23 protein-coding genes are annotated in these 26,371 nt (G+C 72.3%); 15 read left to right on the top strand and 8 right to left on the bottom strand.

Annotated elements, in window-relative coordinates; translation table 11 throughout:
- The first annotated feature begins 8 nt into the window (after positions 1–8).
- On the top strand, positions 9–290 hold the full coding sequence (locus tag ACEUEL_RS00585; RefSeq protein WP_405701084.1) for a hypothetical protein: 282 nt from the start codon (positions 9–11) through the stop codon (positions 288–290).
- 59 nt (positions 291–349) lie between these two features.
- Here ACEUEL_RS00585 and ACEUEL_RS00580 read toward each other — a convergent pair whose 3' ends face one another.
- Both ACEUEL_RS00580 and ACEUEL_RS00575 read right to left on the bottom strand, forming a co-directional pair.
- Positions 350–2,125, bottom strand: a complete 1,776-nt coding sequence (locus tag ACEUEL_RS00580; RefSeq protein WP_405701081.1) for a L,D-transpeptidase family protein — start codon at positions 2,123–2,125, stop codon at positions 350–352.
- Between the two features lie 135 nt (positions 2,126–2,260).
- The gene (locus ACEUEL_RS00575; RefSeq protein ID WP_405701078.1) at positions 2,261–3,214 is read right to left on the bottom strand and encodes an acetyl-CoA carboxylase carboxyltransferase subunit alpha; all 954 of its coding nucleotides are present in this window, start codon (positions 3,212–3,214) and stop codon (positions 2,261–2,263) included.
- Between the two features lie 182 nt (positions 3,215–3,396).
- Between ACEUEL_RS00575 and ACEUEL_RS00570 the strand changes: the two genes are divergently transcribed.
- Positions 3,397–4,782: a metallophosphoesterase gene (locus tag ACEUEL_RS00570; RefSeq protein ID WP_405701075.1), complete on the top strand. Its 1,386-nt coding sequence runs from the start codon at positions 3,397–3,399 to the stop codon at positions 4,780–4,782.
- Between the two features lie 49 nt (positions 4,783–4,831).
- Here ACEUEL_RS00570 and ACEUEL_RS00565 read toward each other — a convergent pair whose 3' ends face one another.
- Both ACEUEL_RS00565 and ACEUEL_RS00560 read right to left on the bottom strand, forming a co-directional pair.
- Complete coding sequence (locus ACEUEL_RS00565; RefSeq protein ID WP_405701073.1) at positions 4,832–5,965, bottom strand: tyrosine recombinase; 1,134 nt, start codon at positions 5,963–5,965, stop codon at positions 4,832–4,834.
- Complete coding sequence (locus tag ACEUEL_RS00560; protein WP_405701070.1) at positions 5,962–6,105, bottom strand: hypothetical protein; 144 nt, start codon at positions 6,103–6,105, stop codon at positions 5,962–5,964. The genes ACEUEL_RS00565 and ACEUEL_RS00560 overlap by 4 nt, the downstream gene beginning before the upstream one ends.
- A 166-nt stretch (positions 6,106–6,271) precedes the next feature.
- On the opposite strand from ACEUEL_RS00560, the gene ACEUEL_RS00555 reads away from it, so the two are divergent.
- The 3 genes from ACEUEL_RS00555 to ACEUEL_RS00545 all read left to right on the top strand — a co-directional run bounded on the left by ACEUEL_RS00555 (position 6,272) and on the right by ACEUEL_RS00545 (position 9,432).
- Positions 6,272–6,868, top strand: a complete 597-nt coding sequence (locus tag ACEUEL_RS00555) for a shikimate kinase (RefSeq protein ID WP_405701067.1) — start codon at positions 6,272–6,274, stop codon at positions 6,866–6,868.
- Positions 6,865–8,001: a 3-dehydroquinate synthase gene (gene aroB, locus ACEUEL_RS00550; RefSeq protein WP_405701064.1), complete on the top strand. Its 1,137-nt coding sequence runs from the start codon at positions 6,865–6,867 to the stop codon at positions 7,999–8,001. The genes ACEUEL_RS00555 and aroB overlap by 4 nt, the downstream gene beginning before the upstream one ends.
- Positions 8,002–8,136: 135 nt before the next feature.
- Positions 8,137–9,432, top strand: coding sequence for an HlyC/CorC family transporter (locus tag ACEUEL_RS00545; protein WP_405701062.1), 1,296 nt, complete (start codon positions 8,137–8,139; stop codon positions 9,430–9,432).
- A gap of 114 nt (positions 9,433–9,546) precedes the next feature.
- On the opposite strand, the gene ACEUEL_RS00540 is transcribed toward ACEUEL_RS00545, so the two are convergent.
- The gene (locus ACEUEL_RS00540; protein ID WP_405701060.1) at positions 9,547–9,855 is read right to left on the bottom strand and encodes a BolA family protein; all 309 of its coding nucleotides are present in this window, start codon (positions 9,853–9,855) and stop codon (positions 9,547–9,549) included.
- A 108-nt stretch (positions 9,856–9,963) separates the two neighbouring features.
- On the opposite strand from ACEUEL_RS00540, the gene ACEUEL_RS00535 reads away from it, so the two are divergent.
- From ACEUEL_RS00535 to aac(3), 4 genes are all read left to right on the top strand, one after another.
- The gene (locus ACEUEL_RS00535; RefSeq protein WP_405701057.1) at positions 9,964–10,593 is read left to right on the top strand and encodes a J domain-containing protein; all 630 of its coding nucleotides are present in this window, start codon (positions 9,964–9,966) and stop codon (positions 10,591–10,593) included.
- A gap of 49 nt (positions 10,594–10,642) precedes the next feature.
- Entirely contained in the window at positions 10,643–11,629 is a 987-nt protein-coding gene (gene cobS / locus ACEUEL_RS00530; RefSeq protein WP_405701054.1) for a cobaltochelatase subunit CobS, read from the top strand.
- A gap of 250 nt (positions 11,630–11,879) precedes the next feature.
- Positions 11,880–13,784: a cobaltochelatase subunit CobT gene (cobT, locus tag ACEUEL_RS00525; RefSeq protein WP_405701051.1), complete on the top strand. Its 1,905-nt coding sequence runs from the start codon at positions 11,880–11,882 to the stop codon at positions 13,782–13,784.
- Positions 13,785–13,799: 15 nt separating this feature from the next.
- The gene (aac(3), locus tag ACEUEL_RS00520) at positions 13,800–14,609 is read left to right on the top strand and encodes an aminoglycoside 3-N-acetyltransferase (protein WP_405701049.1); all 810 of its coding nucleotides are present in this window, start codon (positions 13,800–13,802) and stop codon (positions 14,607–14,609) included.
- A 332-nt stretch (positions 14,610–14,941) separates the two neighbouring features.
- On the opposite strand, the gene ACEUEL_RS00515 is transcribed toward aac(3), so the two are convergent.
- The 3 genes from ACEUEL_RS00515 to ACEUEL_RS00505 form a co-directional block, all read right to left on the bottom strand.
- Positions 14,942–16,648, bottom strand: a complete 1,707-nt coding sequence (locus ACEUEL_RS00515) for a heme biosynthesis protein HemY (RefSeq protein ID WP_405701047.1) — start codon at positions 16,646–16,648, stop codon at positions 14,942–14,944.
- Positions 16,645–18,360: a COG4223 family protein gene (locus ACEUEL_RS00510; RefSeq protein ID WP_405701044.1), complete on the bottom strand. Its 1,716-nt coding sequence runs from the start codon at positions 18,358–18,360 to the stop codon at positions 16,645–16,647. The genes ACEUEL_RS00515 and ACEUEL_RS00510 overlap by 4 nt, the downstream gene beginning before the upstream one ends.
- Before the next feature lie 157 nt (positions 18,361–18,517).
- Positions 18,518–19,243 carry a uroporphyrinogen-III synthase gene (locus tag ACEUEL_RS00505; RefSeq protein ID WP_405701042.1) on the bottom strand — a complete coding sequence of 242 codons (726 nt, stop codon included), beginning with the start codon at positions 19,241–19,243 and terminating at the stop codon, positions 18,518–18,520.
- A gap of 230 nt (positions 19,244–19,473) precedes the next feature.
- Here ACEUEL_RS00505 and tsaD point away from each other — a divergent pair, with 230 nt between their 5' ends.
- The 6 genes from tsaD to ACEUEL_RS00475 all read left to right on the top strand — a co-directional run bounded on the left by tsaD (position 19,474) and on the right by ACEUEL_RS00475 (position 25,864).
- On the top strand, positions 19,474–20,526 hold the full coding sequence (gene tsaD / locus ACEUEL_RS00500) for a tRNA (adenosine(37)-N6)-threonylcarbamoyltransferase complex transferase subunit TsaD (RefSeq protein WP_405701041.1): 1,053 nt from the start codon (positions 19,474–19,476) through the stop codon (positions 20,524–20,526).
- Between the two features lie 107 nt (positions 20,527–20,633).
- On the top strand, positions 20,634–21,614 hold the full coding sequence (locus tag ACEUEL_RS00495) for an NAD(P)H-dependent glycerol-3-phosphate dehydrogenase (protein WP_405701040.1): 981 nt from the start codon (positions 20,634–20,636) through the stop codon (positions 21,612–21,614).
- 1 nt (position 21,615) lies between these two features.
- A complete protein-coding gene (locus tag ACEUEL_RS00490) occupies positions 21,616–22,032 on the top strand; it encodes an EVE domain-containing protein (protein ID WP_405701038.1) in 417 nt (138 codons plus the stop codon).
- A 25-nt stretch (positions 22,033–22,057) separates the two neighbouring features.
- Positions 22,058–22,708, top strand: coding sequence for a class I SAM-dependent methyltransferase (locus tag ACEUEL_RS00485; RefSeq protein ID WP_405701036.1), 651 nt, complete (start codon positions 22,058–22,060; stop codon positions 22,706–22,708).
- A 164-nt stretch (positions 22,709–22,872) separates the two neighbouring features.
- Positions 22,873–24,828, top strand: a complete 1,956-nt coding sequence (gene acs / locus ACEUEL_RS00480) for an acetate--CoA ligase (RefSeq protein WP_405701034.1) — start codon at positions 22,873–22,875, stop codon at positions 24,826–24,828.
- Positions 24,829–25,315: 487 nt separating this feature from the next.
- Entirely contained in the window at positions 25,316–25,864 is a 549-nt protein-coding gene (locus ACEUEL_RS00475) for a c-type cytochrome, methanol metabolism-related (protein ID WP_405701032.1), read from the top strand.
- Positions 25,865–26,371 lie beyond the last annotated feature (507 nt).

The following is a 26,371-nucleotide window of genomic DNA, read 5'->3' as shown; positions in this document are numbered from 1 at the left end:
TACCGGCATTGTGCATCGCGTCGGTCGGCACAGAAAATGACGCGGGCGGATCGGCAATGGCGGATCGAGAGCGGTGGATCGCCCTCATCAAGTCGCTTCGCGAGGCGCATGGCGCTGGCCTCTTGGCGGCCGAGCGCATCGCCTTAGCCGATCCCGGATGGCGCCGCTGGGTGGCGCGGCAAATCAACACCGACCAGCGCTGCCGCAAGGCGGCGCTCGCCCACATGAAAGCCAATGGCGCCGACGCGCTGATCTATTGGGATGATGCCATTCTCAAGGTGCGCGACTGAGCATCGGCAGCACCGCGTTTGCCGATTTTTCGCCGCGCCGCCTAACGCACACTCAGCCCCTACTGCACCGTGCCCGAGAAGCCGCCGGTCGACAGGATCGGCGTGCCGCCCTGCACGGTCGGCGTGCCGGCGAGCGGCTCGGTCGCGGCCTGCTGGCCGGCGGCGGGCTTCGGCGTCGCGGGCTTGGGCGCGGCGGCGGTGGCAGCGGGTTTCGGAGCGGCCGCTGCGGGCCTCGCGGGCGCCGGAGACACGGCGGCCGTCGCCGGAGCGGGTCGCGCCGCGGCTTCGCCCGGCGCGGGCACGCGCGGGCGCGCCTGCGGCACCGGCACGTCGGCGACCGGCGCAGCGTCAGCCGCGGGCGCCTCGGCCGGCTTGTCGCGGCCGAGCAGCCGGCTCAGCGAAAAGCCGGACGTGCCGGAGTCGGCCGCGGCGGGCGTCGCGATGCTGCCGGTGGGCGGTTCGCTCGATCCGCCGCCGAACAGCCGCGAGATGCCGCTCATGAAGCCGCCTTCGCTGGCGCCGGAAGGCGTGGAGGAAACCGCCGCCACCTGCGCGACCGGCGTGCCGCCGCCCGGGGTGATCGGGCCCGGCTCGGCGCTGCGGGTGCCGCCGGGCGCATCGCTCGGGCGCGGCAGCGGCGTGGGCGCGACCGCGAGGGCGGTACCGGCGGCCGACGGCGCATTGGCCAGCGCCACGCTGGCCGCGGCGCTCGGCGTGGTCGCCGCCTTCGCTGCCTCGATGACGGCGAGATCGGCGGGCGCGCTGGTGTCGACGCCGTAGTTGACGCCCGGCGGCTTCACCACCGCCGGCAGCGAGCCCGGCGCCTTCAGGTTCGGGTTTTCCAGCTTGGCGAGGAACACCTTGTTCATGCCGCCATCGGCGCCGGTGCGCACCGGCGCGGCGGGTGTCGACGACGCGAGCTGCTTGGCGTTCGCCTCGTCCTTCGCCTTGCGGGCGGCCACCGCCTGCGAAATGTCGTCGGGCACCGAATAGGCCGGGCACGGGCCGGACGGGTCGAAGCGCTTGGTCGGGTCGGCCGGCGTCGCGTTGAAGACGTAGCGCTTCTCGCAGACATCGACCTTGGGCGGTGCCTTCGCCACCTCGAACGCGTCCGAGCCCTCCTTCAGCATCTTCCAGAACGCCATGTTCGGGTTGCTGCGGTGGCGCGCCATGTTCTGCGCGGTCATGCGGAAGGGATAGGCCTGCACTTGGAAGGAGCGCTGCCCGCCCTGGAAGCTGTCGCGGCCGAGCGCGAAGATCTCCTGGATCTGCTCGTCGGTCATGGCGTAGCAACCCGCCGAGGAGCAGTCGCCATGCACCATCAGGTGCTCGCCGGTGCGGCCCCACGCCTTGTCGTAGGCGTTGGGGAAGCCCATGTTGAACGACAGGTAATAGCTGGAATTCGGATTCATCTGCCCGGGGGTGATGGTGTAGAACCCCTCGGGCGCCTGGCGGTCGCCGATCTTGACCTTCGGGCCCAGCTCGCCCGACCAGCGACAGATCGGATAGGTCTTGAGCAGCGCATAGTCGCCGCTGCGGGTCTGCTTCCAGACCTCGAGTTCCGACTCTTCCTTGAAGATGCGCACGACGATCGGGCTGTCCTTGGACATGCCCTTGTCGTTGATCAGCGCCACCGTCTCCGGCGAGAGCGGCTTCATCGCCTTGGCCGTCGGGCTCATCTTGCCGCCGCCGCCGGTGCAGGCGGCGAGCGCCAGCGTGCCGACGCCGACGAGCAGCAGCGCCCGCAGGCGCGCGGCGAGACCCCGGCCCGGCGCCGTCCGAACAATCCGCTGGGCGGGGATGTCCCCCGCCGGTTCGCTACCGAGACGGCGCAACGCAACACTCCTCGTCCTGCCGGGTGAGACGGTGTGCATCATGAATAAAGGGTTACCCTTGCCAACTTGTTACCGCAAGTGCGCAGGCACCCGCCGCCCCGTATCCGGCCGCGGGCGTGACCGCGCGGACACGCCTCACAGGTTGCGGCCGATGGCCAGGAACTTCTCGCGCCGCGCCTTGCGCAGCGCCTTCGCGTCGAGCCCGTCGAGCGAGGCGAGCGCCGTCTCGATCGCGTCCCCCGCCGCGGCCATCGTGGCGGCGGGATCGCGGTGGGCGCCCCCCGCCGGCTCCGGCACCACCGTGTCGATGATGCCGAACTTCAGCAGGTCCTGCGCGGTGATGCGCATGTTGGTGGCCGCGTCCTGCGCCTTGGCGGTGTCGCGCCACAGGATCGAGGCGGCCCCTTCCGGCGAGATCACGCTGTAGATGGAATGCTCCAGCATCAGCACGCGGTTGGCGGTCGCGATCGCCACCGCCCCGCCCGAGCCGCCCTCGCCGATGATCAGCGCCACGTTCGGTACGCCGAGCGCGAGGCAGGCATCGGTCGAGCGGGCGATCGCCTCGGCCTGGCCGCGCTCCTCCGCGCCGATGCCGGGATAGGCGCCGGCGGTGTCGACCAGCGAGATCACCGGCAGGTCGAAACGGTCGGCGAGTTCCATCAGCCGCACCGCCTTGCGGTAGCCCTCGGGCTTGGCCATGCCGAAATTGTGCCGGATGCGGGTTTCGGTGGAGGAGCCCTTCTCGTGCCCCATCAGGCACACCGCCCGGCCGCGGAAGCGGGCAAGGCCGCCGAGAATGGCCTCGTCCTCGCCGAACTTGCGGTCGCCGGCGAGCGGGGTGAAATCCTCGAACAGCCCGGCCGCATAGTCGGAGAAGTGCGGGCGCAGCGGGTGCCGCGCCACCAGCGTCTTCTGCCAGGGGGTAAGATTGGCGTAGAGCTGGCCCAGCGCCTCGGCCGCCTTGGCCTCGAGGCGGCCGATATCGTCGCCGATGGCCACCGCGTTGCCCTGCGCGGAGAGCGCGCGCAGTTCCTCGAGCTTGGCCTCCAGCTCGGCCACGGGCTTTTCGAAGTCGAGGTAGCTGCGCATGAGGCGATGACGGGTCCGCGGTTGGGGGGACGGGCGCGGGGCGCCCGGGCAAGAGCGCGCGGAAGCTGCCCCGAGAGGGTGGCGACGTCAAGGCAGCGCATGCGCGGCTTGGTCCCGGAGCCGAGGGCTGGCCCGCGGCGCCGGCCACGCTAGAGTGGCGCGCGCCCCTCGGGAAGTCCCGCATGCCCTCTCTCCGCACCACCCTGATCGCGCTGATGCTGGCGGCGGCCGCCGCCCTGCCCGCCCGCGGCGAGACCGGGCGCTTCGTGCATCTGTCCGACATCCATTTCGACCCGTTCGATCCGCTCGGCGCGGCGAAAGCCCGTGCCGCCACGCCGCCCGCCGACTGGCCCTCCCGGCTCGCGGACGGCGCGGACACCCCCTTGGCACCGTGGGGACGCGACACCAATGCGGCCCTGCTCGGCTCCGCGCTGGACGAGGCCGGGCGCGCGGCGGCCGATGCCGATTTCGTGCTGGTGACCGGCGACCTGCTCGCCCACGACTTCCCCGCCAAGACCGAGCGCGCGCTGGGGCTGCCGCGCGGATCGGCCGCAAGCGCCGACATCGCCATCCGCACCGCGCTCTACGTCGCCGGCCGGTTGCGCGCGGCCTTTCCCGGCAAGCCGGTGCTGATGACGCTGGGCAACACGGATTCGGGCTGCGGCGACTACCACGTCGATCCCGGCGGGGAATTCCTCGCCGCGACACGCGCGGCGGTACGCGAACTCGCCGGGCCGGACCTGCTCGACCCCGGCTTCGACGCCACCTTCGCCGCCGGCGGCTACTATGCCGCGCGGCATCCGACCCTCGCCGACACCACCGTCATCGTCATCGACGACGTGCTCTGGTCAGCCGAGTACCGCGACGCCTGCGGCACCTCCGCGACGGCGGCAGCCGAGGCGATGATGGCGTGGCTGGAGGCCGAGCTGGCGCGAAACGCCGCCGCCGGGCGCAAGGTCTGGCTCGCCCGCCACATCCCGCTCGGGCTCGACCCCTATGCCAGCCTGCACGCCCGGGGCTCCACCTGCCCCGACCGCGTGGTGCCGATGTTCGCGCCCGCCTATGCGGAGCGCTTCGCCGGCCTGCTGGCGCGCTTCGGCGAGACCATCACCGCGAGCTTCAGCGGCCACACCCATCATGACGACTACCGGCTGCTGCGGCGCGCCGACGGCACGCTGGCGGGCGTGGAAAAGATCGTGCCGGCGATCAGCCCGGTCTATGGCCAGAACCCCGGCTTCCACGTCTTCAGCTATGATCGCGCCAGCGGGCGTCCGGTCGATTTCGAAACGCGCTACCTCGCCAATCTCGGCGACGCGCCGACGCCGGCCACGGCGCGGTGGGAAACCGAATACCGCTTCACGACCGCCTACGGCCTCGGCCCCTACGGCCCGGAGGCGGTCGAACGGCTGTGGCGCGGGCTCTCCACCGCCGACCCCGCCGCGACGACCTACCGGCGGCTCTACGACGTCGGCCACCGCGAACTCGGCGTCGACGAGGCGCGCGCCTATGCCTGCGCCCTCGGCCATGCCGAGGCCGCCAATTTCACCGCCTGCTTCTGCCGCGACTGAACACTTAGCGCCCACGCCGGTCGGTCTCCGACCGATGGGAGGAAAGCGCTCACTCCTCCGCCAGCGGGTGGAGGTCGCGCACCAGACCGGTGAGGCGCTCGTCGAGCACGTGGGTGTAGATCTGCGTCGTCGAGATGTCGGTGTGGCCGAGCAGCGTCTGCACCATGCGCAGTTCCGCGCCATGGGCGAGCAGGTGGCTGGCGAAGGCATGGCGCAGCACGTGCGGGGAGAGCTTGCGGTGGTCGATGCCGGCGGCGACCGCGAGGTCCTTGAGGTCGAGCCCGACCTGCTGGCGGGTCACGTGGCCGGCGGCGGAGGACGAGGGAAACAGCCAGCGCCCCGCCGGCACCGCCGCACCGGCGCGTCCCGCAACCCCGCCGCCTCCGCCGCGGCGTCCCGTCGCGCCGCCCTTTCCGAGCGGACGGGGAGGCTCGCCCGGCGCGGCGGGGCCCGCGTCCTTCGGCGCCGGCTTGCTGCCCGAGCCGGCGCGAGCACCGGCGCGAGGCGCGGCGGGGCCGGCGTCCTCGGCGGACGGCTTGCCCGCGGCGGTAGCCTCCGCCAGCGCCGCGCGATAGGCCGCCATCGCCGCCTTGGCCGGCTCGCCGAGCGGCACGAGCCGTTCCTTGTTGCCCTTGCCGCGCACGATGATGGCATCGCCCTGCGCCCGCGCCGCGGCGGCCGGCAGGGCGGCGAGTTCGGAGACGCGCAGCCCCGTCGCGTAGAGCAGCTCGACGAAGCAGGCGACCCGCGCCCGCCGGGCCCGCTCGGCGGGGCTGCCGGTAGAGCTCGCGGCGAGCGCGTGGGCGGTGTGGATAAGCCGCGTCACCTCGTCGAGGCTGAGCACCTTCGGCAGGGGACGACCACGCTTCGGCCCCTCCAGCACGGCGGCGGGATCGTCGCCGCGATGGCCCTCGACATAGAGGAAACGGTGCAGCTGGCGCAGCGAGGACAGCCGCCGGGCGACGCTCGCCGTGGCCAACCCCCGCCGGGTGAGATCGGCCAGATAGGCGCGGATATCCGCCGTGCCGCAGCCCAGGGGACCGGCCCCGCGGCCGATCAGGAAGCTCTCGTAATCGTCGAGGTCGCGGCCATAGGCGGCGAGCGTGTTGGCGCTCGCCCCGCGTTCGGCCGCCATCATGTCGAGGAACAGGGCGACCGGGCCCTGCACCGGCCGCCCGCTCATTTGGCGAAGCGGTCCTGCGGCACGGTCTGGCTCATCTCGCGCGGCTCGGGCTGCACCAGATTGGCGAAGCTCCACAGCACGCCGTAGACGGCGCCGCCGATCAGTCCGAGGATGATGAGAAGGCGGATCAGGCTCGGCATGGGCTCTCGGCTGGACCTTCCGGCGGCATCGAATCGGGGCAATGAAGCGCAGCGCCATGCTAAGGCCATTCGCGGCACAGGCGAACCACGACGTGGCGAATTGCCTCGTATGGCGTCGGATGGTACGTCGCCATCGGGATTGGCAAGCGGAACGAACGGCCGGCGCATGAGCGCGACACTCGGCGAGATCGACGAAGCACGGGCGGCGGCGTTGCGCGAACGGCTCGGTGCGCGCTCCATCGTCCTGATCGGCATGATGGGGGCCGGCAAGTCCTCGGTCGGGCGGCGGCTCGCGCGGCGGCTCGGCCTGCCCTTCGCGGATGCCGACATCGAGATCGAAGCCGCCGCCGGCATGACCATCCCGGAAATCTTCGCCCAGCACGGCGAGCCCTTCTTCCGCGACGGGGAGCGCCGCGTCATCGCCCGGCTGCTGGAGAGCGGGCCCGGCGTGCTCGCCACCGGCGGCGGCGCCTTTATGAACGCCGACACCCGCGACGCCGTCGCCCGGCACGGCCTGTCGGTCTGGCTGAAAGCCGATCTCGACGTGCTGCTGCGCCGCGTGAAGCGGCGGGACGACCGCCCGCTGCTGAAGTCCGACGATCCGGCCACGGTGCTGGAGCGCCTCATCGGCGAGCGCTACCCGGTCTATGCCGGCGCCGACATCACCGTCATCTCGCGGGACGTGCCGCACGAGGCGATGGTGAACGTCGTGCTCGACGCGCTCGCCGCCCATCTCGACAGCGGCGGGAGCCAGCCGGCATGACCACCCTCGACATCACCGCACCCGCGGCGGAAACCCGCGTCGGCGTCGCGCTTGCCGACCGCGCCTACGACATCCTCATCGGGCCGGGGCTTCTCGCCCGGCTGGGCGCGGAGGTGGCGCGGCTGCGCCCCGGCGCGCGGGTCGGCATCGTCACCGACACGAACGTCGCCGCCCGCCATCTCGAGACGGTCGAGCGCTCGCTGGCGCAGGCCGGCCTCATCCCCAGCACCGTCGTCGTCGCCGCCGGCGAGGGATCGAAGTCGCTCCCCGTGTTCGGCACCGTGCTCGACGGCCTGCTGGAGGCCCGCATCGAGCGGCGCGACCTCGTGCTCGCGCTCGGCGGCGGCGTGGTCGGCGATCTCGCCGGCTTCGCGGCGGCGGCGCTGCGCCGCGGCGTCGATTTCGTGCAGGTGCCGACCAGCCTGCTGGCGCAGGTCGATTCCTCCGTCGGCGGCAAGACCGGCATCAATTCCCGCCACGGCAAGAACCTCGTCGGCGCCTTCCACCAGCCGATCCTCGTCGTCGCCGACACCGACGTGCTGGACACGCTGCCCCCGCGCGAGTTCCGCTCGGGCTATGCCGAGGTCGCCAAATACGGGCTCATCGACGACGAGGCCTTCTTCGCCCGGCTGGAGCGCGACTGGCGCGAGGTCTTCGCCGGCGGCCCCGCGCGCATCGCGGCGATCGCCACCAGCTGCCGCGCCAAGGCGGCCGTGGTCGCCCGCGACGAGCGCGAGACCGGCGACCGCGCCTTGCTCAACCTCGGCCACACCTTCGGCCACGCGCTGGAAGCGGGCGCCGGCTTCTCCCAGCGCCTGCTGCACGGCGAGGCGGTGGCCATCGGCATGGCGCAGGCCTTCCGCTTCTCCGCTGCGCAGGGCCTGTGCGCGCCCGCCGAGGCGGCGCGCGTCGAGGCGCATCTGAAGGCCGTCGGCCTGCCGACCCGCATCAAGGAGGTGCCCGGCGAGCTGCCGGGCACGGACGGGCTGATGGACCTGATCGCGCAGGACAAGAAGGTCTCGCGCGGCACGCTCACCTTCATCCTGGCGCGCGGCATCGGCGCCAGCTTCATCGCCCGCGACGTCGATCCCGCCGCCGTGCGCGCCTTCCTCGAGACCGAGCGCGCCGCCTGACGCGGCGCGCCGCGGCCGGCCGGCGCCCGACCGGGAGGCGATGATCGGTGATATCCGGCGGGCGGGCGCCGACGGGCTGCCGCCGCCGGCCCGTCGCGGAACCCGGCACCACCGATCGAAGGAGGCTTCACGCTCATGACGACCGCGGACTGGCTCTCGCTGCTGGCGGTGGCGCTGTGCCTGCTGCTGTCCTTCTTCTTCTCCGGCGCGGAAACGGCGGTCACCGCCTCGTCCCGGGCCCGCATGCACGCGCTGGAGCAGAACGGCGACACCCGCGCCAGCCTCGTCAACCGGCTGCTGGCGCGGCGCGAGCGGCTGATCGGCGGCATCCTGCTCGGCAACAACCTCGCCAACATTGCCGCCTCCTCGCTCACCACCGGGCTGCTGCTGGCCTGGTTCGGCAACACCGGCATCCTCTACGCCACGATCGGAATGACCATCGTGGTGGTGATCTTCTCCGAGGTGCTGCCCAAGACCATCGCCATCAACCACCCCGACCGTACGGCGCTGGCGGTCGTGCGCCCGCTGCGCTTCGTGGTCGGGCTGTTCGGGCCGCTCACCCTGGCGATCGAGGCGCTGGTGCGCCTGGTGCTCAAGGCCATCGGCGTGCCGCTCGGCGCCTCCTCCGGCATGCTCTCGGGCGCCGAGGAACTGCGCGGCACGGTCGACCTGCTCCACCGCGAGGGCAGCGTCGTCAAGAACGACCGCGACATGCTCGGCGGCCTGCTGGACCTGCAGGAACTCGAAGTCTCCGACATCATGGTCCACCGCACCAAGATGGCGACGCTCGATGCCGGGGCGGCGCCGGAGAAGATCGTCCGCGACGTGCTCGCCTCGCCGCACACGCGCCTGCCGCTGTGGCGCGGCAGCCCCGACAACATCGTCGGCGTCCTCCACGCCAAGGACCTGCTGCGCGAGCTCCAGACCCTCGGCAACGACGTGTCGAGGCTGGCGATCGACAAGATCACCACCCCCGCCTGGTTCGTGCCGGACGGCACCACGCTCGCCGACCAGCTCGCCGCCTTCCGCAAGCGCAAGCAGCATTTCGCCCTGGTCGTCGACGAGTATGGCGAGGTGATGGGGCTGGTGACGCTGGAGGACATATTGGAGGAGATCGTCGGCGATATCGCCGACGAGCACGACATCCCCGTCGCCGGCGTGCGCCCGCACCCGGACGGCACGGTGAGCGTCGAGGGCTCGGTCGCCATCCGCGACCTCAACCGGGCGATGGACTGGGACCTGCCCGACGAGCACGCCACCTCGATCGCCGGGCTGGTGATCCACGAGGCGCGGATCATCCCCGAGCCCGGGCAGACCTTCGTGTTCCACGGCTTCCGCTTCCAGGTGACGCGCAAGCAGAGGAACCGCATCACGCTCCTGCGCGTCACGCCGCTGTCCCGCCCGGCCGCGCCGCCGGCAAGCGGGCGGTGAGCCGGCAGGGTGGAAAAGCGGCCGGCGATCCCCATATCGGGGAGGCGCCGACAGTAGCGCCCCGTCGATGGGACCGATCCGGGCATCCCGCCGACCGGACGGTCTCGGGCCCGGCTACTCGCCGGGCGCCTTCGCCTCGATCGCCAGCGCATGCAGCCCGTCGGCGAGGACGCCGCCGAGCGCGTCGTTGACGGCCCGGTGCCGGGCGAGGCGCGAGGCGCCGCGGAAGGCCTCGGCCACGATGCGCACCCGCAGGTGGGTGAGCTGTCCCGGCCGGTGCCCGCCATGGCCGGCATGCAGGCCGCTCTCGTCGATCAGTTCCAGCCGCTCGGGCTCGAACGTGGCGAGCGCGGCACGCACACGGGCGAGGCGGGCCGCGACGGGATCGGCGCTCGCGCCGGTATCGGTCGGAGGAAGGCTCATCGGATTGCGGTAGCCGCGCGCCGCGTTCCGGTCAATATCACCGTGCGGACACGATGACGTCGCCCTGGTTTGTTGTATACCCGGTCCGCTCCAGCCATAATCGCCACCATGAAGCTCGACTCCCCCTTCTTCGACCGGATCCGCGTCAAGCCCGACAAGGATCGCCGTCTCAAGGCCGAATGCCCCGGCTGTGAATGGCCGGGCTGCGATCAGCCGGCGACGCACCGTGCCCCGAAGGGCCGGCAGCGGGAGGGCGAGTTCTGGCGCTACTGCTTCGACCATGTGCGCGCCTACAACCAGTCCTACAACTATTTCGCGGGCATGGCCGACGACGCCGTCATGGCCTACCAGAAGGACGCGCTGACCGGTCATCGCCCCACCTGGAAGATGGGCGCCAACAGCGCCGGTCCGGGCGCCGAGCGCACGCGTGCCCGCTATGGCTCCGAAGCCGCCGAGGGTTTCGCCGACCCGTTCGGCTTCCGCGGCGAGATGGGCGGCACCGCCCGCCCCGATCCCGAGCCGCCGCGCCAGACGCGCCCGGTCCGCAACGCCGAGCGCCGCGCCTTCGAGACGCTGGGGCTGGAGATCAGCGCCGGGGCCGAGGAGATCAAGACCCGCTTCAAGGCGCTGGTGAAAAAATACCACCCGGACGTGAACGGCGGCGACCAGTCGCTGGGCGACCGGCTGCGCGACGTGATCCAGGCCTACAACTATCTCAAGACCGCCGGCTTCTGTTAGAAGCGGCGCAGCGACCAGTCCGCCGCCCTCGCGCGGCAACGGAGGAATGATGACCGCGACGCCCACGCAAGCCGCGCCCCTGCCGGACATGAAGGTTTCGGTCCGTCAGGTTTTCGGCATCGACGTCGATCTCGACGTCCCCGCCTATGCCGAGCCCGACGCCTATGTGCCCGACCTCGACCCGGATTACCTGTTCGACCGGGCGACCACGCTCGCCATCCTCGCCGGCTTCGCCCACAACCGGCGCGTCATGGTCACCGGCTATCACGGCACCGGCAAGTCGACCCATATCGAGCAGGTCGCGGCCCGGCTGAACTGGCCCTGCGTGCGCGTCAACCTCGACAGCCACATCTCCCGCATCGACCTGATCGGCAAGGACGCCATCGTCGTGAAGGACGGGATGCAGGTCACCGAATTCCGCGACGGCATCCTGCCCTGGGCCTACCAGAACAATGTCGCGCTGGTGTTCGACGAATATGACGCCGGCCGCCCGGACGTGATGTTCGTCATCCAGCGCGTGCTGGAGAGCTCCGGCCGCTTGACGCTGCTCGACCAGAACCGCGTCATCCGCCCGCACGGCGCCTTCCGGCTGTTCTCGACCGCCAACACCATCGGTCTCGGCGACACCACCGGCCTCTATCACGGCACCCAGCAGATCAACCAGGCGCAGATGGACCGCTGGTCCATCGTCACCACGCTCAACTATCTGGCGCACGACAAGGAAGTCGACATCGTCGCCGCCAAGGCCAAGCACTTCCAGACGCCGGAAGGGCGCGACACCGTCTCGCGCATGGTCCGCCTCGCCGATCTCACCCGCCAGGCCTTCATCAATGGCGACCTCTCGACGGTGATGAGCCCGCGCACGGTGATCACCTGGGCCGAGAACGCCGACATCTTCAAGGATCTGGCCTTCGCCTTCCGCGTCACCTTCCTCAACAAGTGCGACGAGCTCGAGCGCACGCTGGTGGCGGAGTTCTACCAGCGCTGCTTCGGCAAGGAACTGACCGAATCGGCGGTCAACGTCGCGCTGAGCTGACGCGCCGGCGTACCCCTCTCCCCGGCGGGGAGAGGGCCGGGGTGAGGGGAGCGCGGCGCGAACACCGTGCTCTGGGGGGAATCCCGGCCGGAGCCCATCGGGCGGAGAGCCGGGATCGTCCGCCGAAAGCCCCTGAAGATCCCGGATACGGCCTTGCGGCCGTTCCGGGATGACGCTGACGACGCGTTCGAGACGTTCCGACCAGCCTCCGGGAATTCCCCGAAAGCCGAATAACGACCCAGGACCCGCCATGGCCACCTCGAACCGCACCTCGCGCAACGCGCCCAAGGAAGCCCCCGCCGAGCCGCTCAAGCGCGCCGTCGCCGGCTGCCTGCGCGCCATCGCCGGCGAGCGCGAGATCGAGATCAGCTACGGCACCGAGCGCCCCGGCTTCGCTGACGGGCGCGCGCGCCTGCCCGAGCCCGGCCGCCGGCTCTCGCGCGGCGAGGTCGCGGTGCTGCGCGGCCATGCCGATTCCATGGCGCTGCGTCTCGCCTGCCACGACCCCAAGGTGCACAGGCGCCTCGTTCCGACCGGCCAGGCGGCGCGCTCGGCCTTCGAGGCGGCCGAGCAGGCCCGCTGCGAGGCGGTCGGCGCCAACCGCATGGACGGCGTCGCGCAGAACCTCTCGGCGATGCTGGAAGACCGCTATGTGCGCGGCAACTACGCCAGCATCACCGACCGCGCCGACGCCCCGCTGGAGGACGCGCTGGCGCTGATCGTGCGCGAGCGCCTCACCGGCCTCGCCCCGCCCGCCGCCGCCCGCCGCATGGTCGACCTCTGGCGCGACTTCGTCGAGGAACGCGCCAGCACCGCGCTCGACGACCTCGTCGGCACCGCCGAGAACCAGAAGCGCTTCGCCGAGGGCATGCGCGACCTGCTCTCCTCGCTCGGCATGGGCGAGGACATCGCCAGCTTCGACGAGGACAACAGTTCGGCGGACGACACCGAGGACAGCAAGGACGACGACGCCGGCAAGGGCGCCGACGCCGAGCAGGACGACACCTCCGAGGGCAAGACCGAGATCGACACCGACCTCTCCTCCGACCAGACGCCGGAGGAATCGGAGGACGAGCAGGAGCAGCCCTCCTCCGAGCTGGCCGAAGATGCCGAACTCGGCGAAGCGGATGAATCGAGCGAGCCCTGGCGGCCGCAGACCGCGGTGAACGCCGAGCCGCGCCCGCCCGAGTATCACGCCTTCACCCCGCGCTACGACGAGACGCTGGGCGCGGAGGAACTGTGCGACGCGGACGAACTGACCCGCCTGCGCAGCTATCTCGACAAGCAGCTCACCCATCTGCAGGGCGTCGTCGCCCGCCTCGCCAACCGGCTGCAGCGCAAGTTGATGGCGCAGCAGAACCGCGGCTGGGAGTTCGACCTCGAGGAGGGCATGCTGGATCCGGCGCGCCTCCAGCGCGTCATCATCGATCCGATGCAGCCGCTCTCCTTCAAGCGTGAGCGCGACACCGACTTCCGCGACACGGTGGTGACGCTGCTGATCGACAATTCCGGCTCGATGCGCGGGCGCCCGATCACCGTCGCCGCCGCCTGCGCGGACATTCTCGCCCGGACGCTCGAGCGCTGCGGCGTGAAGGTCGAGATCCTCGGCTTCACCACCAAGGCGTGGAAGGGCGGACAGGCCCGCGAGAGCTGGCTCAGCGCCGGCAAGCCCGCCGCCCCCGGTCGGCTGAACGACCTGCGCCACATCATCTACAAGTCGGCCGACGCCCCCTGGCGCCGCGCCCGCAAGAATCTCGGCCTGATGATGCGCGAGGGCCTCTTGAAGGAGAACATCGACGGCGAGGCGCTCGACTGGGCGCATAACCGCCTGCTCGCCCGCAACGAGCAGCGGCGCATCCTGATGATGATCTCGGACGGCGCGCCGGTCGACGATTCCACCCTGTCGGTGAACCCCGGCAACTATCTCGAACGGCACCTGCGCTGGGTGATCGGCCAGATCGAGGAGAAGTCGCCGGTCGAGCTGATCGCCATCGGCATCGGCCACGACGTGACGCGCTACTACAAGCGCGCCGTGACCATCGTCGACGCCGAGGAACTGGGCGGCGCCATGACCGAGAAGCTCGCCGAGCTGTTCGACGAGCGCGGCAACCGCCCCGGCGCCCGCCCCGCCGGCGCGGGCCGTCGGCTCAACTGAGACGCGGCCGTCCCGATGCCGGACGGCCGATTCCACAGCCGGGCGAGCCTCGCCGCCGACCTGTGGAGCCTCGGGCTGCAGGCCGGCGACACCGTCATGGTCCACGCCGCGATGAGCCGCTTCGGCCCGCTCCTCAACGGGCCGGATGCCTTTATCGGCGCCCTACTCGACGTCCTCGGCCCCACCGGGACGCTGGTCGCCTACACCGACTGGGATGGCGCCTACGAGCCCTTGCTCGACGCCGACGGCTGCCTTCCCGAGCGCTGGCGTCCGCATGTGCCGCCCTTCGATCCCGCGACATCGCGCGCCATCCGCGACAATGGCATCCTGGCCGAATTCATCCGCACCACACCGGGCGCCCGCCGCAGCGGCAATCCCGGCGCCTCGGTGGCGGCCATCGGCGCTCTGTCGGCGTGGATCGTCGCCGACCACCCGCTCGATTACGGCTATGGCGACGGCTCGCCGCTGGCGAAGCTGGTCGCGGCAGGCGGGCGCGTGCTGATGGCGGGAGCGCCATGGGAGACCATGACCCTGCTGCATCACGCCGAGCACCTTGCCCGCATTCCCGGCAAGCGCATCCGCCGCTACGAAGCACCGCTGGCCGGAGCGGACGGCACCCTATGGCGGATGATCGAGGAGTACGAGACCGGCGATCCCGTCGTGCCCGGCCTGCCCGACGATTATTTCGACGCCGTCGTGCGCGACTTCGTGGCCGCCGGCAACGGTGCAGAAGGCAACATCGCGCAGGCGCCCGCCCTCCTCGTCGAGGCCGCGCCCATCTGCGCCTTCGCCATGTCCTGGCTCGAAATGCGGTGCGGCCCTTGAACACGGCGACAGGCGCCCCATATAGGTCTCATGCCAGCCAGAACAGGGCTTCCGGGTTGAGGGCGCTTCGTCAGCGTCGCCCCTGTCGGTAGCGGGTCAGGACGGATGTACTCCGGCCCGATGCATTCCCTCCGCCCGCATGACGAGCGGGCGGGCTTCTGGCAGGCAGCCCCTTCTGTGAAGGTCGAACGCCCGGCACGCATCGCGTGCCGGGCGTTTTCGTACGTGACACCGCGTGTGCGCCCACCGCAAAAGCGCCGTCGCGTGGAGCCAGTCCCCCGCGCCATGTCACGCGCGGGCGAAACCGTCCGCGCGCGCAGCCGATCGTGGGCTCACACCGCGAAGGGTGGCTTGGAATGCGCCGGCGGCAGGTCCTCGCTGGCGAGTTCCGGGCCGGGATCATCCGGCAGATGCGGCGTCGCCACCACCGGCGCGGAGGAGAGCGGCGGCATGGTGTTGCGCGCCGGCTGCGGCTCCGGCACCAGCGGCGCGGGATTGCGCGCGGGCTTCGCCGTGACCGGATTGGACGATGCCGGCGCGGTCCGGATCGGCGCCGGGTTCGGCGACACCGGCGCCGAGCGGATCGGTGCGGCGGCTCCGTTGACCGCGCCCGGCTGCGGCGCCGGCGCGGCCTTGGGCTCGGCCGCCGCGGCGGGCTTAGCGGATGACGGCTTGTCCACGGGCGCCGGATGCGCCTCGATCGCCGCGGCGATGGCGAGCCGCGCCCGCTCCACCTCGTGCTCGATCAGCGGCGTCGCCGTCGCCCCGGGCGGCACCGCCCAGTGGAAGGCATCGAGCCGCCCGGTGACCGGCGAGACCGGCCCCCACTGCTCGGCGACCACGCCGTCGGCGATCCAGACCGGGTCGCGATCGGCGCGCACCGCGCGCGACGACCATTCCCGCGCCTTGCCGACATCGCCATGCTCGGCCGCTTCCAGCTCCGCCATCAGCAGGCAGACGCGCTGCGTCGGCAGCTCGGTGAGCGGGGCGAGCGCGGCGCGCGCCTCGGCGAATTCCTGCGCATCGAGCGCGGCGCGGGCCAGCACCATGCCGCTTTCGGGATGCGCCGGCGCCCGCGCGGAGAGCGTGCGCACGCGCTTCAGCCGCTCGCGCGCGGCATCGCCCGGACGCACATGCAGAAAGGCCTCGGCGAGTTCGGGATGCGGCGTCGCCGCGAACGCCGTCTCGAGGATCTTCGCGGCCTTGCGCGGATCGCCATTGGCGGCGAGCAGCCGCCCGGCGATCGCCGCCGCCGGCACCAGGGTCGGGGCGAGGCGCACCGCCTCCACCGCGCGCTCGCGGGCGCGGGCGGGGTCGCTCGCCTCCAGCGCCTGCGCCTGCGCGGCGAGCAGGACGGCGCGACGGCGCCGGTGCAGCGCCCGGTCGAGACCGCCATGGGCGGCCTCGCGCTCCAGCACGCCGAGCGCGCTGGCATAGTCGCCGGCGGCGCAGCGCGCCTCGATCACCGCATCGGCGGCCCAGACCAGGCTCGGATCCTGCCGCACCGCCTCCTCGGCGGTCATCAGCGCGGTCGCGGTATCGCCGCGCCGACGCGCCTCGACATGCAGGCCCCGGAGGCCGAGCAGGCGCGTGGCGGGGGTGGAGGCCATGGCGCGGAAGGCGGCCTCGGCGCCGCCGACATCGCCGGCGAGCTGGGCGGCCTGCGCCGCCAGCAGCCGCGCCACCGGCTCGTTGCCGAGCAGGCGCTCGGCATCGGAGGCGGCGCGGCGGGCGCCGGACACGTCACCGGTGCCGACCGCCACCAGGCCGCGCGACACCGCGTTCCAGCCCTTGGTGCGGCGGCGGTTGCGCAGCGCGAGCCCGACGATGTCGGGCGAGCGCAGGATGAGGCGCAGCACGCTCCACAGGACGATGGCGAGCGCGATGGTCGCCAGCAGCGCCGCCGCCGCCACCATCACGCTGGTCTCGATCCGCCAGCCCTGCCAGAGGATGGTGATCTCGCCGGGACGGTCGGCGAGCCAGGCGATGCCGAAGGCGAGCGCGGCGAGCGCCAGCAGGTAGACGACCAGGCGGATCATGGCGCCTTTCCTCCGAGATCGGTCAACAGGCCGCGATTGATGTCGGCGATGGCGGCGAGGCCGGCGTGACGCGCCTGCAGCGTGGCGGCGATCTCCGTCGCCACCGCCTGATAGGGCGCGGGTACCGCGTTCATCGCCGCGACGACGCCGGCGGTATCGGCGCTGAGCAGCGCATTGCGGGCGCGCAGCAGCGCCTCGTCCGGGGTCGGCGGCTTCGGCGTCGCGGAAGGGTCGCTGCGGCTGACGCTGACAAGGCCCTGCGCGCTCTGCTTGATGCGGTCGATGAGGCTCGGCGACTCGCCCGACGGCGCGGGCGCCGCGGCGGAAGCGGGAGCCCCGGCGGCCGGCGCGGCCGCGGCGGGCGTCGCCGCCTCGACGAGACGCCGGGCCAGCATGCGCCGCGAGGGGAACCCCTTCTCGGCATAGGGCTGGAACACCGCGAGCGGCTCGCCGGCGGCGCCGAGCAAGCTGCGCGCGGCGGTGAGGTCCGCGTCGAACGGCAGGCCGCGCAGCACCTGGTCGCGCAGCGCCGCGAGCACGGCGAACTGCGCCGCCTGCCGGCGGGTGGCGACCCCGGCCGCGGTCAGGGCCTCGAGCTTCTGGTCGCCGCTCGCGATGCGCTGGTTCAAGGCGGCGATATCGTCCGGCGAGGCGACGGGACGCTCGCCCGCCGCCTTGGCCGCGGCTTCAACCGCGTCGAGCCGGGCGACGAGTTCGGGCGAAGGTTCGGCCGGCGCGGGCGCCGGGGCGGGACGCGCGGCGAGTTCGTCGACCTTGCGCGAGAGCGCATCGACCGAGGTCGCCAGCGTGTCGACCCGGCCATCCGGCGCGGCCACGGCGGGCGCCGGTGTCGCGGCGGGGCGCTGCTCGACCGCCTCGACGCGCTGGCGCAGATCGACCACGCCGGCTTCGAGATCGGTGACGGCATCGACGCTATTGGGCACCAGCACGAAGGTCGACACGAAGCCGACCGCGGCGGCGGCGCCGATCACGCCGGACAGCAGCGCGATGACCAGCGTCCCGAACACGCCCGGCCCGCGGCGCGGCGGCGGGCTGACAACGGCCGGAGCGGTCCCGGACGAGCCGGGCGGCTCGGCGCCTCCGGCTCCCGAACCGGCCGTGCCGGCGGCGGATTTCGACGTGTCGGAGATCGGCCGGGCCGACGAAGAAGACGAGGACGAGGAGGCGCCGGCAGCGGACGCCGCGCCGGCGGTGGACGAGGTGACCGGGGCCGATGTCGTGCCGGCGGTTGCCGCCGCTGCGCCGAGGGCACTCTTGCCCGCCACGCCGGACGCCGCGATCGGCGCCGCGCCAGCCTCGCCGGGCTTCTTCGCCTCGTCACCCGGCTTCACGTCGGCGCTCTTCACATCATCCGCCTTGATGCCGGCCGTTTTCGGATCCGCAACCTTGGGGTCGGTGGCCTTGGAGTCGGCGGCCGCGGAAGCCGCCGTTTTCGTATCGGAAACCGTCACCCCGGAGGGCGTGGACGCGGCGGGCGTCGCCGGCGCCGGGGTTCCAGCGGCCGGAACCGCGCCGGCCGGGCCCCCGCCCGCGGAGGCCGCGCCGGCAGGGCTCGCCGGGGCCGGGGACGTCGCGATGGTCTTCGCCTCGCTCGCCTTCAGGTCGATGGTCGGCGGGTTCCGGCGGCCCGGCCCGGTCGGGCCCGGCCCCCGGTTCTGCGGATTGTGCTGTTTCGGATCGTCTTTCGCCACGCCTCTACCTCGCCGATCTGACAACGCGCATCCAGCCCCTTTCGGGATAGACCGCCGGCCCCTTTACCGCAACCATGGCCGCACCGTTCGGTTCACGAAGAGCGAACGCGATCGCCGCGATTTCAGCGCCCGCAACGGCTTTGCGCGCCGCCGCCGCTCATGTCGCCGATGTCGCAGCCGGCGCGGCGAGCGCCTCGATCAGCGCCTCCTCCGTCGGGCTCGCCACCGCCTCCGCCGCGATCCCGGCCGCGCGCAGCGGCGCCGCGACATTCGCCGAGAAGCACAGGTGCCGGAGCCGCCCGAGCGCGCCGAGCAGCCCCGCCGCCCGTGCCGCGCCGACCAGCGTCGCCGCCGTGCGGGGGGAATAATGCAGCGCCGCGTCGAGCGTTCCCGCCCTGAGCGCGGCGATGGTTGCCGGTGACAACTCCCCGCTCGCGACCGCCCGGTAGATCACGAACAGGTCGACCTCGATGCCCGTGCCCGCCAGCGCGGCGCCGAGATCGACCGCCCGGTCCTCGCCCGCCACATGCACGACGCGGGTGCCCGCCGGCAGCTCCGCGCGCATCATCACGGCCATCGCCGCGCCGGTGCCGCTCGCGACGGTGACGCGCGGAAACCCCGCCGGCGCCGCCGCCGCGGTGCGATGGCCCACCGCATGGAGCGGCAGCGTGCGCAGTCGCGCCAGCTCCGGCCGGCGGGCGAGTTCGCGCGCGCCGTTCACGCTGGTCAGCGCCACCGCGTCGTAGCGCACGTCGTCCAGCCGCGCCTCGGCGATCGGCTCGATGGTGAGCATCGGATCGACCAGCGCCGGCCAGCCGAGCCGCTCGAGCCGGGCCGCCGTCGCGTCGGCATCGGGGCGGGGACGGGTGATGAGGATACGCATGATGCCTTGCCGAAGGACCCCGGCGCGGCCGGATCACGGCCTCGTGGGGAGGATGGGAGCGCGCCGCCTCTCGTGGCGATTGCGCCGGGCCGCCCGGCAATGATAGCCGTTCCGGCGGACCGACGGGAAGCCTCGGCCGGATTCCGCCGCGTCGGGATCGGGTCGGCGGTGCCGCCGGCAATCCCGCCGATACCGGCGGGGTGGGGAAACCGGAAGGCACGCGGGCGATCATGCGCGATCTCATCCTGCTCGGCATCGAGACCACCTGCGACGAGACCGCCGCCTCGGTGGTGCGCCGCACCGCCCCGGGCGCCGGGCAGATCCTCTCCAACGTGATCCTCTCGCAGTTCGAGGAGCATCTGGCCTATGGCGGCGTGGTGCCGGAGATCGCCGCCCGCGCCCATGTCGAGGTGCTCGACCGGGTGGTCGAGCGCGCCATGCACGAGGCGGGGCTGCGCTTCTCCCAGCTCGACGCCATCGCCGCCGCCGCCGGCCCGGGCCTGATCGGCGGCGTCATCGTCGGCCTCACCACCGCCAAGGCGCTGGCGCTGGCGACGGCCAAGCCGCTGGTGGCGGTGAACCATCTCGAGGCGCATGCGCTCACCGTGCGGCTCACCGACGGCATCGCCTTCCCCTATCTGCTGCTGCTGGTCTCGGGCGGGCACACCCAGCTCGTCAGCGTCTCCGGCGTCGGCGAATACACCCGTCTCGGCGCCACCATCGACGACGCCATCGGCGAGGCCTTCGACAAGACCGCCAAGGTGCTCGGCCTGCCCTATCCCGGCGGCCCGGCGGTGGAGCGCGCCGCCCGCGACGGCGATCCCGCCCGCTTCGCCCTGCCCCGCCCGATGCTGGGGCGCAACGAGCCCGATTTCTCGCTGTCCGGCCTCAAGACCGCGGTGCGGCTGGAGGCGCAGAAGATCGCGCCCCTCTCCGACCAGGATGTCGCGGACCTGTGCGCCTCCTTCCAGGCGGCGGTGGTCGACATGGTCGCCGACCGGGTGCGGGTCGCCATGCGGCTGATGCGCGCGCGCGGCGACAAGCCGACCGCGCTGGTGCTCGCCGGCGGCGTCGGCGCCAACGAGGCGGTGCGCCGTACCCTGCACAAGGTGGCGGCGGAGGGCGGCACGCGCCTTGCCGTGCCCCCGCCGGAACTGTGCACCGACAATGGCGCGATGATCGCCTGGGCCGGCGCCGAGCGCCTCGCCCTCGGCCTCACCGACGGGCTCGACACCCCGCCCCGCGCGCGCTGGCCGCTGAACGACCTGCGGCAGGACGCATGAGGCGACGCCCCCCGACCGACGGCGCCACCGCCGCCGCCCTGGCCCCGGCTCGACCCGGCACGGGCACGCGGACTTGGACGCGGACGGCGGCGGGAGCGGCCTGAGCGATGACGCGCTTCCGCACCATCGGCGTCGCCGGCGCCGGCTCCTGGGGCACCGCGCTCGCCAATGCCGCGGCCCGCGCCGGGCGCGAGGTGGTGCTGTGGGCGCGCGATGCCGGCCTCGTCGCGGATCTCGCGGCGAGCCGGGCGAATGAGCGCCATCTGCCGGGCGTGCCGCTCGCCGACAGCGTGCGCCCGGTCGGCGACCTCGCCGCCCTCGCCGCCTGCGACGCCGTGCTGCTGGTGGTGCCCGCCCAGGCGGTGCGCGAGACGGCGGGCGCGCTGCGCCCGCTGCTGCCGGCCGGCACGCCGCTCGTGGTCTGCGCCAAGGGCATCGAACTCGGCACCGCGCTGTTCATGAGCGAGGTGCTCGCCGAGGCGATCCCCGAGGCGACGCCCGCCATCCTCTCCGGCCCGAGCTTTGCCGCCGACGTCGCGCGCGGCCTGCCCACCGCCGTCACCCTCGCCGCGCGCGAGGCGGATCTCGCCGAGGCGCTCGCCGCCGCGCTGGGTTCGACCGCGTTCCGGCTCTACCACAGCACCGACCTGCGCGGCGTCGAGATCGGCGGCGCGGCCAAGAACGTGCTGGCCATCGCCGCCGGCATCGTCGCCGGGCGCCGGCTCGGGGCGAGCGCGGGCGCGGCGGTGATCGCCCGCGGCTTCGCCGAGCTCACCCGCTTCGGCCGCAGCTTCGGCGCCCGCACCGAGACGCTCACCGGCCTGTCGGGGCTCGGCGACCTCATCCTCACCGCCTCCAGCGACCAGTCGCGCAACTACGCGCTGGGCCTTGCCATCGGCCGCGGCGAGCCCCCCCCGGCCAAGCTCGCCGAGGGCGCCATCACCGCCCGCGTGCTGGCGGTCATGGCGCGGGCGCGCGGCATCGACATGCCCATTTCATCGGCGGTCGAATCGGTGCTCCATGGCGACCACGATATCGAACAGGCGATCGACCGCCTGATGGCGCGTCCCCAGAAGGCCGAAGGCTGAGATGGCACACTGGCTCTACAAGTCCGAACCCTTCAAATGGTCCTGGGACATGCAGGTCGCCGCCGGCGCCAAGGGCACCCACTGGGACGGCGTGCGCAACCACCTCGCCAAGCAGCAGCTCCTCGCCATGAAGACCGGCGACCGCGGCTTCTTCTACCACTCCAACGAGGGCAAGGAGATCGTCGGCATCGTCGAGGTGATCCGCGAGGCCTATCCCGATCCGGGCGACCCCAAGGGCGTGTTCGTGATGGTCGATCTCAAGGCCGTCGAGGCGCTGCCGCGTCCGGTCTCGCTCGCCCAGATCAAGCAGGAGCCGCGCCTCGCCGAAATGGCGCTGCTGAAATATTCGCGCCTCTCCGTGCAGCCGGTGACCGACGCGGAATGGGACATCGTGCTCGAACTGGCCGGCGCCCGCTGATGCCGCGCGGCGTCCGCCGGCCGGCATGACCGACCCCGCCGCCTTCGTCCGCGCCGAGACGCGGCTGCGCCGCGTGCCGCTGGTGCCGGAAATCGTCCTTCACCTCGCCGACGAGGCGGTGCCGATCTGGCAGCGCACCGAGGAGGAGCTGGAGACGCTGGGCCTGCCGCCGCCGTTCTGGGCCTTCGCCTGGGCCGGCGGGCAGGCGCTTGCCCGGCACATCATCGACAACCCGGACATCGTAGCCGGCAAAACGGTGCTCGACTTCGCCGCCGGCTCCGGCCTCGTCGGCATCGCCGCGATGACGGCGGGCGCCGCCCGCGTCACCGCCGCCGACATCGATCCCTTCGCGCAGGCGGCGATCGCGCTGAACGCCGGCGCCAACGGCGTCGCGCTCGCGGCCACCGGCGAGGATCTGATCGGCGCCGACGCCGGCTGGGACGTCGTGCTCGCCGGCGACATCGCCTATGAGCGCGAGCTGGGCGCGCGGGTGTTCGACTGGCTGTTCGCCCTCTCCGGACGCGGGGCGCAGGTGTGGATCGGCGATCCCGGCCGCGCCTATCTGCCGCGCGCGCGGCTCGAACCGGTGGCAGTCTATGGCGTGCCGGTGACGCGCGAGCTGGAGGATGCCGAGATCAAGCGCACCACCGTCTGGCGGCCGCGGCCGGGCGGCTGACGGGACCGCCCGCCCCCGCTCCCGCGCGGGAAATTACCGACCGACCAAAGTCGCTCACCGAAAGTCGTCCCCATCGCCTGCTTGTCGGGGCCGGTCCATCTCCCCCATAATTCGCACGAACAAGACGGACGCCGACTGACGTTCGCGAGCCAGGGAGATCCGCCATGTCCGACAAGATCTATGAAGTCCCCGCCGCCTGGGCCTCCCGCGCCTTCGTCGACGCCGCCGCCTATCAGGCGCGCTACGATGCCTCGATCGCCGACCCGGACGCCTTCTGGGGCGAGGAAGGCAAGCGCATCCACTGGTTCACGCCCTATACGCGGGTGAAGAACACCTCGTTCGACCCGCACAACGTCTCGATCAAGTGGTTCGAGGACGGCATCACCAACGTCGCCTACAACTGCATCGACCGCCATCTCGCCACGCGCGGCGACCAGGTCGCGATCATCTGGGAAGGCGACGACCCCTCGCAGTCGCGCTCCATCACCTATCGCGAGTTGCATGACGAGGTCTGCCGCTTCGCCAACGTGCTGCGCAACCGCAACGTCGAGAAGGGCGATCGCGTCACCATCTACCTGCCGATGATCCCGGAGGCCGCCTTCGCGATGCTGGCCTGCGCGCGGCTCGGCGCGGTGCATTCCATCGTCTTCGCCGGCTTTTCGCCGGACAGCCTCGCCGGCCGCATCGCCGATTGCGGGTCGAAGGTCATCATCACCGCCGACGAGGGCCTGCGCGGCGGCCGCAAGGTGCCGCTGAAGGCCAATGTCGACGCCGCCATCGCCAAGGTCGCGGGCGGGGTCGACCACGTCATCGTCGTGCGCCGCACCGGCGGCGCGGTGAACATGGAGGCGGGCCGCGACGTGTGGCTGCACGAGGCGGCGGCGCTGGTCACCAGCGAATGCCCGGTAGCCCATGTGGACGCCGAGCACCCGCTTTTCATCCTCTACACCTCCGGCTCGACCGGCACGCCGAAGGGCGTGCTGCACACCACCGGCGGCTATCTCGTCTATGCGTCGATGACCCACCAGTACGTGTTCGACTATCACGAGGGCGACATCTACTGGTGCACGGCGGATGTGGGCTGGGTCACCGGCCACAGCTACATCGTCTATGGCCCGCTCGCCAACGGCGCGACCACGCTGATGTTCGAGGGCGTGCCGAACTACCCGACCAACTCCCGCTTCTGGGAGGTGATCGACAAGCACAAGGTGAACATCTTCTACACCGCCCCCACCGCCATCCGCGCGCTGATGCAGTCGGGCGACGAGCCGGTGAAGAAGACCTCCCGCGCGTCCCTGCGCCTGCTCGGCTCGGTCGGAGAGCCGATCAACCCGGAAGCGTGGGAGTGGTATCACCGCGTCGTCGGCGACGACCGCTGCCCGATCGTCGACACTTGGTGGCAGACCGAGACGGGCGGCATCCTCATCACCCCGCTGCCCGGCGCCACCGCGCTGAAGCCCGGCTCGGCGACGCGCCCCTTCTTCGGCGTCGTCCCACAGGTGGTGGATGCCGAGGGCAAGGAACTCGCCGGCGCCTGCGAGGGCAACCTGGTCATCGCCGACTCCTGGCCCGGCCAGATGCGAACGGTCTATGGCGACCATGCCCGCTTCGTGCAGACCTATTTCTCGACCTATCCCGGCAAGTACTTCACCGGCGACGGCTGCCGGCGCGATGCCGACGGCTATTACTGGATCACCGGCCGCGTCGACGACGTCATCAACGTCTCCGGCCACCGCATGGGCACGGCGGAGGTGGAATCCGCCCTCGTCGCCCATCCGAAGGTGTCCGAGGCCGCCGTGGTCGGCTACCCGCACGACATCAAGGGCCAGGGCATCTACGCTTATGTCACGCTGATGGCCGGCGAGGAGCCCACCGAGGAGCTGCGCAAGGAGCTGGTCGTCTGGGTGCGCAAGGAGATCGGCCCGATCGCCGCGCCGGACCTCATCCAGTTCGCCCCCGGCCTGCCCAAGACCCGCTCGGGCAAGATCATGCGCCGCATCCTGCGCAAGATCGCCGAGGACGAGTTCGGCAGCCTCGGCGACACCTCGACGCTGGCCGACCCGACCGTGGTCGACGACCTCATCTCCAACCGCCAGAACAAGCGCACCGCCGCGGCGTGAGGCGGCGCCGGCCGACGCCCCCCGTCGATCCCCTTTCCCCAGCGGGGAGGGGGTAAGGTGAGGGGCTACGCCCTGTCCGGCGCGAGCCTACCTCACCGACCCGCGGAACCTGTCGGCAGGCGGCTTGAGCCGTGCCCCATGGCAGGGTCCCTTCCCCGGCGGGAGACGGGAAACAAGGATCGCCAGATTCCATTAGTCATCCCCGGGCCCGTCCCGGGGATTCCCGTCTTTGCCGCGCCGTCCCGGAAGGCGTGGATGGCCGGGACCAGCCCGGCCAGACGGCGTCTTGCGCTCCCGCACCTCGCCGGCGGACCGCCTCGCCAATCGCGTTCCCCGCCCCGCCGGAGAAAAGAAGGCGACGCCGCCGTGGCGATCCGGCCAGCGAAGCTCGCCCCTCGCCCGCTTGACCGCCCTCCCCGCCGGCGCGAGCATCACCCGGCCTCACGCGCGTCGCCCGCAACAAGACGCCGGGGCGGGGAAGGAAGCCATGTCCGAAGGTCTGACCAACGGTCCGTCCGCGCGTATCGCCGCCCGCCGCGCCGCCGCCGTCGCCGCCCTGCTGCTGCTGACCACCGCGCCGCTCGCCGCCGACGGCTCGGGCGACCCCGCCGCCGTCACCTCGACCGACGGCAAATATGCCGACAAGGCCGGCAACCCCACCTTCAGCATCCAGAAGGACGGCACCGTCGACTGGTACACCTCGGTCGGCTACATCCGCTACACCGCGAACTGCATGCAGTGCCACGGCCCGGACGGGCTCGGCTCCTCCTTCGCGCCCTCGCTGGTCGACGCGCTGCAGACGCTGGACTACAGCGGCTTCCTCGACACCGTCACCAACGGCAAGAAGAACGTCAGCGCCAGCCAGGATCTGGTCATGCCGGCCTTCGGCACCAACCCGAACGTCATGTGCTTCATCGACGCCATCTTCATCTATCTGCGCGCCCGCTCCGACGGCGCGCTGGGGCGCGGCCAGCCGCAGAACAACGCCCCCAAGCCCCCCGGCTACAGCGCCGCGGAAGACGCCTGCATGGGGTGAGGGACAGGTGGCGGCGGATCAGGTCGAAAGCGCGGACTGGCCGCAGGCTCACGAGTGACCGCAAGGCGTCATGCCCGACCCCGTGCCGGGCATCCATGTCTTCGGATCGCTACCAACCCGCCCGGAAGACGGGGATGGCCGGGGCTGTTACCCGGATAAGGTCCGGGACGGTCGTGACGATGCGCGCCATCGGCATGGCGAGCACCCGACGCCCCCTCGCCGTCATCCCGGCCACGGCGAAGCGGAAAGCCGGGATCGCCGCCCGACCAATCTCCTGACGATCCCGGCCCGGCCTGCGGCCGTCCGGGATGACAGCCATATCGGAACGCAGCAGGCCTGCGCGCCGTCGAACGCGTCCGTCATCCCGGGCTTGTCCCGGGGATCCACGTCTTCCCGCCCCGCGACAGCCCGCCCGAAAGGCGTGGATGGCCGGGACAGGCCCGGCCATGACGGGGCATCATGACGGGCGTGGCACCCTTTTGCCTGCGCCGGTCGGCAGCGACCGCC

Source organism: Ancylobacter terrae (assembly GCF_045108345.1).
GTDB lineage: Bacteria > Pseudomonadota > Alphaproteobacteria > Rhizobiales > Xanthobacteraceae > Ancylobacter.
The sequence above is the reverse complement of the archived record's forward strand: the minus strand, read 5'-3'. Positions and strand labels throughout refer to the sequence as shown.

Bases quoted from the DNA above. Each gene is read 5' to 3' on its own strand.
- ACEUEL_RS00575 (WP_405701078.1), bottom strand. From the start codon at position 3,214: ATGCGCAGCTACCTCGACTTCGAAAAGCCCGTGGCCGAGCTGGAGGCC.
- ACEUEL_RS00570 (WP_405701075.1), top strand. From the start codon at position 3,397: ATGCCCTCTCTCCGCACCACCCTGATCGCGCTGATGCTGGCGGCGGCC.
- ACEUEL_RS00565 (WP_405701073.1), bottom strand. From the start codon at position 5,965: ATGAGCGGGCGGCCGGTGCAGGGCCCGGTCGCCCTGTTCCTCGACATG.
- ACEUEL_RS00560 (WP_405701070.1), bottom strand. From the start codon at position 6,105: ATGCCGAGCCTGATCCGCCTTCTCATCATCCTCGGACTGATCGGCGGC.
- ACEUEL_RS00555 (WP_405701067.1), top strand. From the start codon at position 6,272: ATGAGCGCGACACTCGGCGAGATCGACGAAGCACGGGCGGCGGCGTTG.
- aroB (WP_405701064.1), top strand. From the start codon at position 6,865: ATGACCACCCTCGACATCACCGCACCCGCGGCGGAAACCCGCGTCGGC.
- ACEUEL_RS00545 (WP_405701062.1), top strand. From the start codon at position 8,137: ATGACGACCGCGGACTGGCTCTCGCTGCTGGCGGTGGCGCTGTGCCTG.
- ACEUEL_RS00540 (WP_405701060.1), bottom strand. From the start codon at position 9,855: ATGAGCCTTCCTCCGACCGATACCGGCGCGAGCGCCGATCCCGTCGCG.
- ACEUEL_RS00535 (WP_405701057.1), top strand. From the start codon at position 9,964: ATGAAGCTCGACTCCCCCTTCTTCGACCGGATCCGCGTCAAGCCCGAC.
- cobS (WP_405701054.1), top strand. From the start codon at position 10,643: ATGACCGCGACGCCCACGCAAGCCGCGCCCCTGCCGGACATGAAGGTT.
- cobT (WP_405701051.1), top strand. From the start codon at position 11,880: ATGGCCACCTCGAACCGCACCTCGCGCAACGCGCCCAAGGAAGCCCCC.
- ACEUEL_RS00515 (WP_405701047.1), bottom strand. From the start codon at position 16,648: ATGATCCGCCTGGTCGTCTACCTGCTGGCGCTCGCCGCGCTCGCCTTC.
- ACEUEL_RS00505 (WP_405701042.1), bottom strand. From the start codon at position 19,243: ATGCGTATCCTCATCACCCGTCCCCGCCCCGATGCCGACGCGACGGCG.
- tsaD (WP_405701041.1), top strand. From the start codon at position 19,474: ATGCGCGATCTCATCCTGCTCGGCATCGAGACCACCTGCGACGAGACC.
- ACEUEL_RS00495 (WP_405701040.1), top strand. From the start codon at position 20,634: ATGACGCGCTTCCGCACCATCGGCGTCGCCGGCGCCGGCTCCTGGGGC.
- ACEUEL_RS00490 (WP_405701038.1), top strand. From the start codon at position 21,616: ATGGCACACTGGCTCTACAAGTCCGAACCCTTCAAATGGTCCTGGGAC.
- ACEUEL_RS00485 (WP_405701036.1), top strand. From the start codon at position 22,058: ATGACCGACCCCGCCGCCTTCGTCCGCGCCGAGACGCGGCTGCGCCGC.
- acs (WP_405701034.1), top strand. From the start codon at position 22,873: ATGTCCGACAAGATCTATGAAGTCCCCGCCGCCTGGGCCTCCCGCGCC.
- ACEUEL_RS00475 (WP_405701032.1), top strand. From the start codon at position 25,316: ATGTCCGAAGGTCTGACCAACGGTCCGTCCGCGCGTATCGCCGCCCGC.